Source organism: Pseudomonas lalkuanensis (assembly GCF_008807375.1).
GTDB classification, from domain to species: domain Bacteria; phylum Pseudomonadota; class Gammaproteobacteria; order Pseudomonadales; family Pseudomonadaceae; genus Metapseudomonas; species Metapseudomonas lalkuanensis.
The window spans coordinates 5,695,097-5,709,173 of the sequence record NZ_CP043311.1 but is presented as its reverse complement, the minus strand read 5'-3'; the positions used below and the strand labels follow the sequence as shown (position 1 = coordinate 5,709,173).

Genomic DNA, 14,077 nt, shown 5'->3' with positions numbered 1-14,077 from the left:
TTTTTGAGGCGTCGCTGTGATTCGGGCACCAGGGATGGTCCTTTTGCAGCGGGATCAAAATGCCTGGCAGATGCAGGAAGACCCCCGGGGCGGGCTCGGTGGCCGTCAGAGTGGAGATAGGCTTCGGTGGACTTGCAGATCCGCGGTCTATTCACCGTGAGCGAGAGGTGCTTTGGCGCACGGACGGCGGCGTGTTGGACAAATCACGAGTCGTGGCGTTGAAAACGGGGAAGGCGGGGCATTGCGCCCCGCCGGAAGGCATCAGGCTTCGTCGCCGTCATCCTCATCGCCGCCATCCACCTTCATGCCCAGTTCCTTGATCTTCCGGGTCAGGGTGTTGCGGCCCCAGCCCAGCAGCACGGCTGCATCCCGGCGGCGGCCGGCGGTGTGCTTGAGGGCGGTTTCGATCATGATCCGTTCGAAGGCCGGCACGGCGGTGTCGAGCAGCCCCGACTGGCCGCGTGCCAGCGAGTGGTCGGCCCACTGGCGCAGGGCCTGTTCCCAGTTGGTCACCGGGGCGGCGTCCTGGGGCTGGGTGAGCAGCTCCGGCGGCAGGTCGTCGACGTGCACCTCGCGCCCCGAGGCCATCACCGTGATCCAGCGGCAGGTGTTTTCCAGCTGGCGCACGTTGCCCGGCCAGGGCAGGTGCTTGAGGTAGTCCTCGGTCTCGCCTTTCAGCAGCTTGGGCTCCACCGCCAGTTCCTGGGCGGCGCGGGCGAGGAAGTGCCGGGCCAGCGTCGGGACGTCTTCGCGGCGGTCGGCCAGGCGCGGGATGTGGATGCGGATGACGTTGAGGCGGTGGAACAGGTCTTCGCGGAACTTGCCGGCCTGCACCAGGTTTTCCAGGTTCTGGTGGGTGGCGGCGATGATGCGTACGTCCACCTTCACCGGTGTGTGGCCGCCGACACGGTAGAACTCGCCATCGGCCAGCACGCGCAGCAGGCGGGTCTGGGTGTCCGCCGGCATGTCGCCGATCTCGTCGAGGAACAGGGTGCCGCCGTCGGCCTGCTCGAAGCGGCCGCGACGCTGGTTGGCCGCGCCGGTGAAAGCGCCCTTCTCATGGCCGAACAGCTCGGATTCCATCAGGTCCTTCGGGATCGCCGCCATGTTCAGGGCGATGAAGGGGGACGCGGCGCGCGGGCTGTGGCGGTGCAGTGCATGGGCGACCAGTTCCTTGCCGGTACCGGACTCGCCGTTGATCAGCACGGTGATGTTGGAGTGGCTGAGGCGGCCGATGGCGCGGAAGACCTCCTGCATGGCCGGTGCTTCGCCGATGATCTCCGGGGTGCGCGCCTGGCTCGGCGGGGCTTCCAGGCCTTGCTGTTCCTGGGCGTGCTGGTAGGCGCGCTTGACCAGGGAAACCGCCTCGTCGACGTCGAAGGGCTTGGGCAGGTACTCGAAGGCGCCGCCCTGGTAGGAGGCGACCGCGCTGTCCAGGTCGGAGTGGGCGGTCATGATGATGACCGGCAGGCGCGGATGCAGGTCGCGGATCTGCGCCAGCAGGTCGAGGCCACTGACGCCCGGCATGCGGATGTCCGAGATGATCACGTCCGGCTGCTGCCGGGAGAGGCGTCCAAGGAGGCTGTCAGCGCTCTCGAAGCTCTGCGTGTTCATGCCTTCCTGCTGCAGGGCCTTTTCCAGGACCCAGCGGATGGAACGGTCGTCGTCGACGATCCAGACGGTTTCACTACGGCTCATGACGAAGAGACTCCTTGTTCCAGCGGCAGGAAGATCGAGAAGACGGTGTGGCCGGGATGGCTCTCGCACTCGATCAGGCCCTGGTGCTGACTGATGATGTTCTGGGCGATGGCCAGCCCCAGTCCGGTACCGTCCGGACGGCCGCTGACCATGGGATAGAAGATGGTTTCCTGGAGCTCGGCCGGGATGCCCGGGCCGTTGTCGATGATTTCCACCTTGGTCACCAGGCGATGGCGTGTGTGCCCGATGGTGAATTGGCGCAGGGTGCGCGTGCGCAGGGTGATGCGGCCCAGGCGCAGGTCGTTCGGCCCGGCGAGGGCCTGCATGGCATTGCGCACGATATTGAGCACCGCCTGGATCATCTGTTCCTTGTCGATGAACACGTCAGGAATGCTCGGGTCGTAGTCGCGCACCAGATTGAGGCCGCCCTGGCTTTCCGCTTCCACCAGGCTGCAGACCCGCTCCAGCACTTCGTGGATGTTGGTCATGGCCAGCGACGGCAGCTTGTTCGAGCCGAGCATGCGGTCCACCAGGTTCCGCAGGCGGTCGGCCTCTTCGATGATGACGTTGGTGTAGTCCTTCAGGGACTCTTCCGGCAGTTCGCGGGAAAGTAGCTGCGCGGCACCACGGATGCCCCCGAGGGGGTTCTTGATCTCGTGGGCCAGGCCGCGCACCAGCAGTTTGGTGGTCTCCTGCTTGGACAGCTGAGCCTCTTCCTTGGTGATCCGCAGCAGGCGGTCACGGGGATGGACCTCCAGCAGCAGCAGGGTTTCGCCACGGTTGGGGATGGGCGTCACCGCGTAGTCGACGGTCAGCGCCTGCCCGGACAGTGAGGTCAGCATGGCTTCGCGCTTGGTGAAGGGGTGCGCCTGCTCCACCGCCTGGCGCAGGGAGGCCAGGGCCTCGGGCGATTCGGTGAACAGCTCGCTGATGAACTGGCCATGGCTGCGCTGGCCACTGACGGCCAGGAGCATTTCCGCCGCCGGGTTCATGTACTCGAGCCGCAGGTCGGCGTTGAGCAGGATCACCGCAGTGGTCAGGTTGTCGAGCAACAGTCGGTGCAGGGCGTCGTTGATGGTCATGGCTTCGGCGCTCGTGGCGATGACAGGAAAATGCAAGAAGCAAACCAAGGCCCTGAAAAGGCGCGGGAAAACAGGGTTTCCGCTGGTCGAAGCAGCTTTTCAGAGCAGATAGTTCGGCGCGGAACGAACCAAAATGGGGAGAGTATAGAAAGCGGTGCAGTGACTCGCACCGAAATGGTGCGTATTGGGCGAGTGGTCGGGCCGGCGGAGCGGAATGTCATCCCGCTCCGCCGGCCACCGGGGAGGTATCAGATGAACGGCAGGATGGCGATATCGTCGTCATCCTCGTCCTTGGGCTTGTCCTTCAGCGGGCATTCGGGGCGCACGCCGTAGTCGTCCTTCTTGCACGGCCGGGCCTGGCGCTTCTGCGACAGCGACATGCGCACGATATGCACCGGCTGGCCGGGGGTGCGTTCCACCACGCGGCCCTGCTCGTCGACGATTTCCACCGCCAGCTGATGGGTGCCGCGATCCAGGTTCTCCAGCGGGAATACCGGGCTGCGTCCCGGCGCGCCCACGGGCTGGCCATCCAGCAGCAATCGATAGTTGTGGTTGCCGCGCAGGCCGGGTTCGCTCATGGCGCTGACGATCAGGTTGCCTTCGCCGTCGCGGATGGTGGCATCGGGCTCGGGCACCAGGATGCGCAGCACCTGGTAGCCCTGCTCGCGGGGAATGGGCTTGGGGTAGAGCGGCGGCGGCTGGATATCCCTCGGCGCGTTCATCTCGTTGGGTGCGGGGGCGATTTCCAGGCGCTTGGCGTTGCCCGGCTTGGGCTGGTCGGTGAAGACGCGGTTACCTTCTTCATCGATGTAGGTGTAGACCTCGGCCAGCACGGGCTGGCCGAGGAGCAGCAGGGCGAGGAGCAGGAAACGGGTCATCGGTCAGTTGCTGGGCCGTGGCGTGGGGGCTGGCGGGCGCAGCGCCGGGCTGCTGGTGTTGACCCGCTGGACGGTAAAGGTAACGGGCGCGCTGCTCTGCACCACAGTGGTGCCAGCAAGGACATCGACTGCCAGGCTGTGCTCGCCACGGTCGGCGTTCACCACTTGCAGGCGCGGCACGTTGGCCGGTTGGCCGTAAGGCTCGCCGTCCAGGCGCAGGCGCAGGCTGTGGCCGGGCTGCAGGCGCGGCTCAAGGCGTACGCCGACACTGAAGGTGCCGTTGTTGGCGCGCATGGCTTCCTCGTCGGGGATGCCGGTCAGCTCCACCACCTGGTAGGACGCCACTTGCTCGGCGCTGGCCTCCGTGTCGGCCGGCTGGCTCTGCGGCTGCGCCTGGATCGCGTTGGTCGGCGGCAGCTCCACCTTCTCGCTGGCGGTGCCATCCGGGGGCTGGTTGGTGAACACCGTGTTGCCGTTGGCGTCGGTGTACTTGTAGATCTGCGCGGCGGCCGGCAGGGCGGCGGCAAGCAGCAGGCAACTGATGATGAGGCGCATGAGGGCGGTCTCCGGAAACCCATGCCAAGCCTTGCACCCGGATGGCGGGCTGGCAAGTCGGGCATTGTGCGACAGCGTCGGTATGGCCGGTGTGCGGTGCAACACGTTGGCACATTTCTACAGGGTGCGGCCGCTCGAATCTCGCTGGAGCGAACCCTCGGGAGCCCGCGCTGTCACTGTTGCCGCCGCTGAGTGCGAAGCCGGTGTCCCGCGTGAGTGGGGGGTGTGCCAGCTTTTGTATGATGCGATTCGCTTTCATCGTTCGTGGGTGCTCCTCCCGTGCCAATACCATCCTTTCCCGCCCTCCGCGTCCTGTTCCCGCTGCTGTTCTGTCTGCTCGTCGGCCTGCTCGTTCCCGCACAGGGCCAGGCGGCGCTGCCCAACCCGCTGGCGGCCAGCGCCTCGAGCAGCGAACAGGTCAGCAATGCCCAGCTCGAGCAGTCGCTCAACCAGGTGATCCGGACCCTGGAGAACGACCAGCAGCGCGCCGACCTGCTGAAGAAGCTGAAGCAGTTGCGCGATGTCACCGGCAAGGAGAAGGAAAGCGAAGGCGGAGTGATCGGTCTGATCGGCGATACCCTGGGCAGCCTGGAAAAGCAGTTCCAGGGCGACAACAGCCCCCTGGTGATCTGGAGCAACCAGTTCCGCCTGGCCCGCGCCGAAGTGGAAGAGCGCCTGCCCGGCTGGCGCGACTGGCCGGGGATCGTGTTCAACTTCGGCGTGGTCATCCTGCTCTGGGGCTGCCTGGCCAGCGCGCTGCTCTGGCTGGGGCGGCGCATGCGTGAGCGCTTCGGCCTGTCGGCGGAGCTGCCGCAGCATCCCAAGACCCGCGACCTGGTGCTCTTTGCCCTGCGCAAGCTGGGGCCCTGGCTGATCGCCTTCTTCATCACCCTCTACCTGTCGTTCGCGCTGCCCAGCTCCCTCGGCAAGACCCTGGCGATGGTGATGGCCTACGTGCTGGTCTGCGGCACCCTGTTCTCCGCGCTCTGCGTGATCTGCCTGTCGATGCTCAGCGGCCCGCACCGGATCCGTGCACTGGATATCCTGCGGCGCCAGGCATTCCGTCCGTTGTGGCTGATCGGCAGCCTGGCCGCCTTGGGCGAAGCAGCCCACGACCCGCGCCTGGTGGCCGGCCTGGGGGAGCACACGGCGCTCTGCCTGAGCACCCTGGCCAACGCCACTGCGGCGGTATTCACCGCGCTGTTCGTCCTGCGCTTCCGCCGCCCCATTGCCCACCTGATCCGCAACCAGCCGCTGGAGCGCCGCCTGAAGCGACGTGGACTGCACGAGCTGGTGGAGCTGGTCGGCTCCCTCTGGTTCGTGCCAGTGCTGCTGCTGGTGGGGACCTCGCTCTTCGCCACCTTCGTGTCCGCCGCCGACAGCAGCGTCGCCCTGCGCCGCGCCCTGGTCTGCGCAGCGTTGGCGGTGGTGGCGATGACGGTGATCGGCCTGCTCAGCCGGCGCTCCGGCCGCGGTGCCGAGGGGCATCGGCGCAGCGCTCCCTACGTCGAGCAGCTGCAGAGCTTCGGCCTCACCCTGGTGCACCTGTTCGTGGTGCTGTTCTTCGTCGAGGTGGGGTTGCGGGTCTGGGGCATGTCGCTGATCCGCTACGCCGAAGGCGAGGGCTCTGAAATCAGCATGAAGGTGGTCAGCTTCGGCACCACCCTGCTGGTGGCCTGGCTGGTCTGGATCCTCTCCGACACCGCGGTGCAACACAGCCTCGGTGTCAGCGGCAAGAGCCGGGCGAACACTCGCGCCCTGACCATGCTGCCGCTGATTCGTAACGTGCTGTTCGTGACCATCGCGGTGATCGCACTGATCGTCGCCCTGGCCAACATGGGTATGAACGTCACGCCGCTGCTGGCCGGCGCGGGGGTGATCGGCCTGGCGATCGGTTTTGGTGCGCAGTCCCTGGTGGCGGACCTGATCACCGGCCTGTTCATCATCATCGAGGACTCGCTGTCCATCGACGACTATGTGGATGTCGGCGGCCACCTGGGCACGGTGGAGGGGCTGACCATCCGTACCGTGCGCCTGCGCGACCTCGACGGCGTGGTGCACACCATCCCCTTCAGCGAGATCAAGAGCATCAAGAACTACTCGCGGCAGTTCGGCTACGCCATGTTCCGCTGGCCGGTGCCGGCGAGCATGCCGATCGACGACGCGGTGGCGCTGGTGCACGAGGTGGCCAAGGAGCTGCGCAGCGACCCGGAAGTGCGCCGCAGCCTCTGGTCGCCCCTGGAGCTGCAGGGGGTGGAGAGTTTCGACAACGGCCAGGCGATCCTGCGTTTCCGTTTCAAGACCGCGCCGATCAAGCAGTGGGAAGTGCAGCGGGCGTTCAACCTGCGCCTGCGCAGGCGCCTCGACCAGACCGGCCTGGAACTGGCGATGCCGCGCCTGAACGTCCAGCTCAGCCGGATGCGCCAGCCACGGACCGAACCGCCGGAAGGGCAGGGCGTGCCGGTGGATGGGGGGATTTGAGCGGAGCAGGCAGATATTTTTTTGTGGGAGCGAATTCATTCGCGAATGAATTCGCTCCCACAGGTTTGACGGGGTGCCGAAGCCGATCCCGGAATCGGTGCGCACAGCGCACCCTGTGGTCCAGGCCGAACGCCTTGCTGCCCCTGCGGGAAGAGCAGCCGCTACCACCGGCCCGGCAATAAAAAAGGCCTCCCGAAGGAGGCCTTAATGTTGAAGCTATTTATAGGTATTCGCGGATCAGACGCTGTAGTACAGGTCGTATTCCAGCGGGTGCACGAAGGTGCGCACCTTGATTTCTTCTTCGCTCTTCAGCTCGATGTAGGCATCGATGAAGTCGTCGGAGAACACGCCGCCCTTGGTCAGGAACGCGCGGCCCTTGTCCAGTTCTTCCAGAGCCTCTTTCAGGCTGCCGCAAACCTGCGGGATTTCCTTGGCCTCTTCCGGCGGCAGGTCATACAGGTTCTTGTCGGCGGCATCGCCGGGGTGGATCTTGTTCTGGATACCGTCCAGGCCGGCCATCAGCAGAGCTGCGAAGCACAGGTAGGGGTTGGCCGCCGGGTCCGGGAAGCGCGCTTCGATACGGCGGGCTTTCGGGCTGTTCACGTACGGGATACGGATGGAGGCGGAGCGGTTGCGGGCGGAGTAGGCCAGCATTACCGGAGCTTCGAAGCCGGGAACCAGACGCTTGTAGGAGTTGGTAGCCGGGTTGGTGAAGCCGTTCAGGGCCTTGCCGTGCTTGATGATGCCGCCGATGAAGTACAGGGCGGTGTCGGACAGGCCGGCATAGCCTTCGCCTGCGAAGGTGTTCTTGCCATCTTTGGAGATGGACATGTGAACGTGCATGCCCGAGCCGTTGTCGCCGTACAGGGGCTTCGGCATGAAGGTCACGGTCTTGCCGTAGGCGTCGGCAACGTTGTGCACGCAGTACTTCAGGGTCTGGACTTCGTCAGCCTTGGCAACGAGGGTGTTGAACTTCACACCGATCTCGTTCTGGCCGGCGGTGGCCACTTCGTGGTGGTGAACTTCTACCACCAGGCCCATTTCTTCCAGGGCGTTGCACATGGCAGTACGGATTTCGTGGTCGTGGTCGACCGGCGGTACCGGGAAGTAGCCGCCTTTCACGCCCGGACGGTGGCCCTTGTTGCCGCCTTCGATGTCGGCGTCGGTGTTCCAGGAAGCCTGCTCGGAGAAGATCTTGAACATGGAGCCGGAGATGTCGGACTTGAACTTCACTTCGTCGAAGATGAAGAACTCCGGCTCCGGACCTACGAATACGGTGTCACCGATACCGGTGGTCTTCAGGTATTCCTCGGCGCGACGGGCGATGGCGCGCGGGTCGCGGTCGTAGCCTTGCATGGTGCTCGGCTCGATGATGTCGCAGACCAGGATCAGGGTCGGCTCTTCGGTGAACGGGTCCAGAACGGCGGTAGCGTCGTCCGGCAGCAGGATCATGTCGGAGGCTTCGATGCCTTTCCAGCCTTCGATGGAGGAACCGTCGAACATCTTGCCGTGCTCGAAGAATTCGTCGTCGGCGTCACGGGCCGGCATGGTTACGTGCTGCTGCTTGCCTTTGGTATCGGTGAAGCGCAGATCAATCCACTTCACGTCGTGTTCTTTAATCAGTTGAAGCGACTTCGACATGTTGTCCTCCGGATGGAAAGGGGGCGGGAACCGTTAACCCCTCAAAGAATTCGTAGTGAAGCCGGGGCGGGATAGTCCGCCAGGGCGACCTGCCTCACAAGGGAGCAATTAGCGTGCCAGTGCCCCGTTATGGGCAGAAGCCCTAAAACTCGCGCCTGGCGGGGGCTTGGCCCTGATTGAGCGCAATTTTGCGCACCTTTTTCGTGCTCGCAGTGGTGCATGTGAACCATTTTGGTGCGATGCGGGCTTTGCTGAAGGAATTTGGTCAAAGCTTGAACAATTTCCGCTATAATCCGCGCCCCTCTTTTTCGGCCGCCGTCCACGCGCTGTTTTTCATGAAACTCATCGTCAAAGTCTTCCCGGAAATCACCATCAAGAGCCGGCCGGTGCGCAAGCATTTCATCCGTCAGCTCTCGAAGAACATCCGCGCGGTCCTGAAAGACCTGGACCCGGAACTCGAGGTGACCGGTGTCTGGGACAACCTTGAAGTCCAGACTCGCCAGACCGAGCCGAAGCTCCTGCGCGAAATGATCGAGCGGCTGACCTGCGTCCCCGGTATCACCCACTTCCTCGAAGTGCACGAGTACCCGCTGGGCGACTTCGACGACGTGCTGGAAAAGTGCAAGCTGCACTACGCCGACCAGATCCCCGGCAAGATTTTCGCCGTGCGCTGCAAGCGCGCCGGCAAGCATGAATTCACCTCGATGGAGCTGGAGCGCCACGTCGGCAGCCGCCTGCGCCAGGAGTGCAACGCCGCCGGCATTTCCCTGAAGAACCCGGAAGTGGAAGTACGGATGGAAGTGCGCGACCAGCGCCTGTTCGTCATCCACCACCAGCACGACGGCATCGGCGGTTACCCGCTGGGCTCCCTGGAGCAGACCCTGGTGCTGATGTCCGGTGGCTTCGACTCCACCGTCGCCGCCTATCAGATGATGCGCCGCGGCCTGATGACCCACTTCTGCTTCTTCAACCTCGGCGGCCGCGCCCACGAACTGGGCGTGATGGAAGTGGCCCACTACCTGTGGGAAAAATTCGGCCGTTCCCAGCGCGTGCTGTTCATCAGCGTGCCCTTCGAGGAAGTGGTCGGTGAAATCCTCAGCAAGGTCGACAACAGCCAGATGGGCGTGGTGCTCAAGCGCATGATGCTGCGCGCCTCCACCCACATGGCGCGCCGCCTGAACCTGGATGCGCTGGTCACCGGCGAAGCCATTTCCCAGGTGTCCAGCCAGACTCTGCCCAACCTCTCGGTGATCGACTCGGCCACCGACATGCTGGTGCTGCGCCCGCTGATCGCCAGCCACAAGCAGGACATCATCGACACCGCCACCCGCATCGGTACCGCCGAGTTCGCCAAGCACATGCCCGAGTACTGCGGCGTGATTTCGGTGAACCCGACCACCAGGGCCAAGCTCGGCCGTATCGAGCACGAGGAAGAGCAGTTCGACATGGCCATCCTCGAACGCGCCCTGGAACGTGCGCGCCTGGTGCCGATCGACCGTGTGATCGACGAGCTGGGCCAGGACCTCAAGGTGGAAGAAGTGAACGAAGCCCTGCCGGGCCAGATCGTTCTCGACATTCGCCATCCCGATGCCCAGGAAGACGATCCGCTGGAGTTGCCGGGCATCGAGGTGCAGGCCCTGCCGTTCTACGCGGTCAACAACCGTTTCAAGGAACTGGACGCCAACCGCCAGTACCTCCTGTATTGCGACAAGGGCGTGATGAGCCGCCTGCATGCCCGCCACTTGCTGAGCGAGGGGCACGCCAATGTGCGCGTTTATCGCCCGGCCTAAACAGCCAGGGCTGTTCGGCGGCAGCATCCGCCATCGCCCACCCGATTGCCGGCCCTGATTCGCACTTCATTCATATGCGCCGCCTAGAATTCGCGGCAAACCGAATCCTCTGATCGAGATACAAACGTGATCGAAAAACTCCGCAATATCGCCATCATCGCCCACGTCGACCATGGCAAGACCACCCTGGTGGACAAGCTCCTGAAGCTGTCCGGCACCCTCGACCGCAAAGAAGCGGAAAGCGAGCGCGTGATGGACTCCAACGACCAGGAAAAAGAGCGCGGCATCACCATCCTGGCGAAGAACACCGCCATCAAGTGGAATGGCTACAACATCAACATCGTGGACACCCCCGGCCACGCCGACTTCGGCGGTGAAGTGGAGCGCGTGATGTCCATGGTGGACTCCGTACTGCTGGTGGTGGACGCCCAGGACGGCCCCATGCCGCAGACCCGCTTCGTGACCCAGAAGGCCTTCAAGGCCGGCCTGCGTCCGATCGTGGTGGTGAACAAGATCGACCGTCCGGGCGCGCGTCCTGACTGGGTCATCGACCAGATCTTCGACCTGTTCGACAACCTCGGCGCCACCGACGAGCAGCTGGACTTCCCGATCGTCTACGCCAGCGCCCTGAACGGCATCGCCGGTCTGGACCACGAGAAGATGGACGACAACATGGACGCCCTGTTCCAGGCCATCATCGACCACGTGCCGGTTCCGGACGTCGACGTCGACGGCCCGTTCCAGATGCAGATCTCCCAGCTGGACTACAACAGCTTCCTCGGCGTGATCGGCATCGGCCGTATCGCCCGTGGCCGCGTCAAGTCCAACACCCAGGTAGTCGCCATCAGCGACGACGGCACCCGCCGCAACGGCCGTATCCTGAAGATCATGGGCCACTCGGGCCTGCAGCGCGTGGAAGTGTCCGAAGCCGAAGCCGGCGACATCGTCTGCGTATCCGGCATGGAAGAGCTGTTCATCTCCGACACCCTGTGCGACCCGCAGAACGTCGAAGCCCGTCCGCCGCTGACCGTTGACCAGCCGACCGTGAGCATGACCTTCCAGGTCAACGACTCGCCGTTCGCCGGCCGCGAAGGCAAGTTCGTCACCAGCCGCAACATCAAGGACCGTCTGGACAAGGAGCTGCTGCACAACGTTGCCCTGCGCGTCGAAGCCGGCGACTCCGCCGAGAAGTTCAAGGTGTCCGGCCGTGGTGAACTGCACCTGTCCGTACTGATCGAAACCATGCGCCGCGAAGGCTTCGAGCTGGCCGTGGGCCGCCCGGAAGTGGTGATCATCGAGAAGGACGGCGTCAAGCAGGAACCCTACGAGAACGTCACCATCGACATCGAGGAACAGCACCAGGGTCCGGTGATGGAGCAGATGGGTCTGCGCAAGGGCGACATGACCAACATGATCCCCGACGGCAAGGGCCGTATCCGCCTGGAATACATCATCCCGGCTCGCGGCCTGATCGGCTTCCGTAACGCCTTCCTGACCATGACCTCGGGTACCGGTATCCTGACCTCCACCTTCGACCACTACGGTCCGGTGAAGGCCGGTGACGTCGCTCACCGCCAGAACGGCGTACTGGTCTCCATGGCCACCGGCACCGCGCTGACCTACTCCCTGGAAACCCTGCAGGACCGCGGCAAGCTGTTCCTGTCCCCGGGCGACGAAGTCTACGAAGGCCAGCTGGCCGGCATCCACAGCCGCGACAACGACCTGGTGATCAACCCCACCAAGGCCAAGAAGCTCGACAACATGCGCGCTTCCGGCAAGGACGAAACCATCCAGCTGACCCCGGCGCTGAAGTTCACCCTGGAACAGGCTCTGGAATTCATCGACGAAGACGAGCTGGTGGAAGTGACTCCGAAGTCCATCCGCCTGCGCAAGAAGCTGCTCAACGAGAACGACCGCAAGCGCTACGAGCGCAGCAAGGTCTAACCTCGCGCAGTGAATTGAAAAGCCCCCGCCGGAGTGATCCGGCGGGGGCTTTTTGTTGGGCGCCCAGCCAGCCTCTGGGTCTTCGGTCCCGTACGAACTCTCCTTCACACAGGCAATAGCGAAATTTCCACTGCTGGCTAAGTTGCCGTCCTGCATACCCCCATACGGATGACTGCTTCCATTCGCATCGGTTTGAACCCAGTCGATTGCGAAGGACTGCCCGTTGCTCTTTTCTCGATTTATCGCCCCCGTTTTACTGCTGGTGACGTTCACGCCGTTGGTTGTACTGGCGGAAGTCTCGCCCGGCGACCGCGACCTGATCCGTGAGCGACAGGAGCGCCTGCTGCAGGAACAGCAGAAGCGCCTGGAAGAGCTCCAGCAACTACCCGGCAGGTCCTTCGAAAGCGCCACGGCGCAGATAGTAGAGGAGGGGCACTGCTTCGAGATCCGCCAGATCGATATCCAGGGCGCAACGCTTCTGGCGCAAGGCGAGCGAGATGAACTGCTGGCCTCCTTCATCGGCCACTGCCTCGGTGTCCCCCGGCTCAACGAACTGCTCAAACTGATCACCGGCCACTACCTGGATCGGGGCTACGTCACCACCCGCGCCTATCTGCCGCAGCAGGACCTCTCCACCGGCAGGCTCGAGATCATCGTCGTCGAGGGCAAGCTGGAAGGCCTCGACAGCTCCGAACTCGCCAGCGAACGCGAGCTGGCCATGACCTTCCCCGGCCGTACCGGCGAGGTGCTCAATCTGCGGGAGCTGGAGCAACTGGTTGACCATCTGAACCGCCTGCCATCCCGCCAGGCGCAGCTGGAGCTGGTGCCCGGCGAACAGGTCGGTGGCAGCCGCATGCACCTCAAGGGCACTCGCAGCAAGGCCTGGCGAGCCTCGGTCACGCGTAGCAACGATGGCGACATCAGCACTGGTGAGCAGCAGATGGGGCTCGGTCTGGATTGGGACAGCCCGCTGGGCCTGGCCGACCAGCTCAGCCTGCGGGCCAATAGCGATGCGGTCAGCGACCAGTGGCGCCACTCCGACAACCAGAGCCTCTACTACAGCCTGCCCTGGGGCTGGTGGACGTTCAGCTACAACTACAGCCAGAGCTACTACCGCACCCGCAATGACAGCTCCGGATTCGCCTTCGCCCTGGATGGCGACAGCAAGACCCACCAGCTGCGCGCCGAGCGCGTCCTGCACCGCGACAACCTGAGCAAGACGGCTTTCAACCTTGGCCTCAGCCATCTGCGCACCCGCAACTACATCGACAACGCCCTGGTTGACGTTTCCAGCACGCGACTCACTGAAAGTCAGCTGGGCTTCAACCATGGCCGTCGCATAGGTACTGCCTTCGTCAACCTGGATGCCGGCCTGCAGCGCGGAATCGGCGCGCTGGACGCTCAGGGATCGGGCGATCCCCATGGCAGCGAGCCGGTAGCTCGCTACACCAAGTACAGCCTCACCCTCAGCTACCTGCAGCCCTTCCAGCTCTGGGGCGAACACTTCAGTTTCGACAGCCTCGCCTACGGGCAGCGCAGCGAAGACGTGCTGTTCGGCCCCCAGCGCGTCAGCCTCGGCGGCCTCAGCTCGGTACGCGGGTTCAAGGACCAGTCCCTGTCCGGGGATAGCGGCGGCTATTGGCGCAATCAGTTGCGCTGGCGTCGGGCGATCACCTGGGAGCCGCTGCAGCCATGGTTCCACGAGTACGGCGCGGCACTGGCCTATGACCTGGGCGTGATCCATGGCAACCGGCACAACCCGCAGGCGCATGGGCGCATGAGTGGCGACGCCATCGAGCTGAACCTGCGCGGGCAGTACCTCGCCGCTTCGGTGACATTCGCCCGTTCGCTGGAGCGCCCCGACCTGATTGAACAGCGCGAGAGCCCGATCTATTTCCGTGTCGACGCCTTCTTCTAGCGAGTCGACCTACCAGACATTTCGCCCCGTTCCCGGACCTTTCCGAGCGGGCTTTGATTCAGCGTTGCGCGGTCGTGTAGCGGCCGCCCG

Annotated in this window: 9 protein-coding genes; 4 read left to right on the top strand and 5 right to left on the bottom strand. The window is 64.3% G+C overall.

What is annotated here, in order from left to right; translation table 11 throughout:
- Positions 1-261: 261 nt before the first annotated feature.
- The 4 genes from ntrC to FXN65_RS26200 form a co-directional block, all read right to left on the bottom strand.
- Positions 262-1,698: a nitrogen regulation protein NR(I) gene (ntrC, locus tag FXN65_RS26215; RefSeq protein WP_151137980.1), complete on the bottom strand. Its 1,437-nt coding sequence runs from the start codon at positions 1,696-1,698 to the stop codon at positions 262-264.
- Positions 1,695-2,780: a nitrogen regulation protein NR(II) gene (glnL, locus tag FXN65_RS26210; RefSeq protein ID WP_151137977.1), complete on the bottom strand. Its 1,086-nt coding sequence runs from the start codon at positions 2,778-2,780 to the stop codon at positions 1,695-1,697. The genes ntrC and glnL overlap by 4 nt, the downstream gene beginning before the upstream one ends.
- Before the next feature lie 248 nt (positions 2,781-3,028).
- Positions 3,029-3,658 (bottom strand): DUF4124 domain-containing protein, encoded by a 630-nt coding sequence (locus FXN65_RS26205; protein ID WP_151137974.1) that lies wholly within the window; start codon positions 3,656-3,658, stop codon positions 3,029-3,031.
- Between the two features lie 3 nt (positions 3,659-3,661).
- Positions 3,662-4,213, bottom strand: a complete 552-nt coding sequence (locus tag FXN65_RS26200; RefSeq protein ID WP_151137972.1) for a DUF4124 domain-containing protein — start codon at positions 4,211-4,213, stop codon at positions 3,662-3,664.
- Between the two features lie 279 nt (positions 4,214-4,492).
- On the opposite strand from FXN65_RS26200, the gene FXN65_RS26195 reads away from it, so the two are divergent.
- Positions 4,493-6,694 (top strand): mechanosensitive ion channel domain-containing protein, encoded by a 2,202-nt coding sequence (locus tag FXN65_RS26195; protein ID WP_151137969.1) that lies wholly within the window; start codon positions 4,493-4,495, stop codon positions 6,692-6,694.
- Between the two features lie 237 nt (positions 6,695-6,931).
- On the opposite strand, the gene glnA is transcribed toward FXN65_RS26195, so the two are convergent.
- Positions 6,932-8,335, bottom strand: a complete 1,404-nt coding sequence (gene glnA / locus FXN65_RS26190; RefSeq protein WP_151137967.1) for a glutamate--ammonia ligase — start codon at positions 8,333-8,335, stop codon at positions 6,932-6,934.
- Positions 8,336-8,670: 335 nt separating this feature from the next.
- On the opposite strand from glnA, the gene thiI reads away from it, so the two are divergent.
- The 3 genes from thiI (at position 8,671) to FXN65_RS26175 (ending at position 13,987) form a co-directional block, all read left to right on the top strand.
- Complete coding sequence (gene thiI / locus FXN65_RS26185; protein WP_151137964.1) at positions 8,671-10,125, top strand: tRNA uracil 4-sulfurtransferase ThiI; 1,455 nt, start codon at positions 8,671-8,673, stop codon at positions 10,123-10,125.
- 126 nt (positions 10,126-10,251) lie between these two features.
- Positions 10,252-12,069, top strand: coding sequence for a translational GTPase TypA (gene typA, locus FXN65_RS26180; protein ID WP_151137962.1), 1,818 nt, complete (start codon positions 10,252-10,254; stop codon positions 12,067-12,069).
- A 241-nt stretch (positions 12,070-12,310) separates the two neighbouring features.
- Positions 12,311-13,987: a ShlB/FhaC/HecB family hemolysin secretion/activation protein gene (locus FXN65_RS26175; protein ID WP_226284445.1), complete on the top strand. Its 1,677-nt coding sequence runs from the start codon at positions 12,311-12,313 to the stop codon at positions 13,985-13,987.
- Positions 13,988-14,077 lie beyond the last annotated feature (90 nt).

Bases quoted from the DNA above. Each gene is read 5' to 3' on its own strand.
- glnA (WP_151137967.1), bottom strand. From the start codon at position 8,335: ATGTCGAAGTCGCTTCAACTGATTAAAGAACACGACGTGAAGTGGATT.
- FXN65_RS26200 (WP_151137972.1), bottom strand. From the start codon at position 4,213: ATGCGCCTCATCATCAGTTGCCTGCTGCTTGCCGCCGCCCTGCCGGCC.
- thiI (WP_151137964.1), top strand. From the start codon at position 8,671: ATGAAACTCATCGTCAAAGTCTTCCCGGAAATCACCATCAAGAGCCGG.
- ntrC (WP_151137980.1), bottom strand. From the start codon at position 1,698: ATGAGCCGTAGTGAAACCGTCTGGATCGTCGACGACGACCGTTCCATC.
- glnL (WP_151137977.1), bottom strand. From the start codon at position 2,780: ATGACCATCAACGACGCCCTGCACCGACTGTTGCTCGACAACCTGACC.
- FXN65_RS26205 (WP_151137974.1), bottom strand. From the start codon at position 3,658: ATGACCCGTTTCCTGCTCCTCGCCCTGCTGCTCCTCGGCCAGCCCGTG.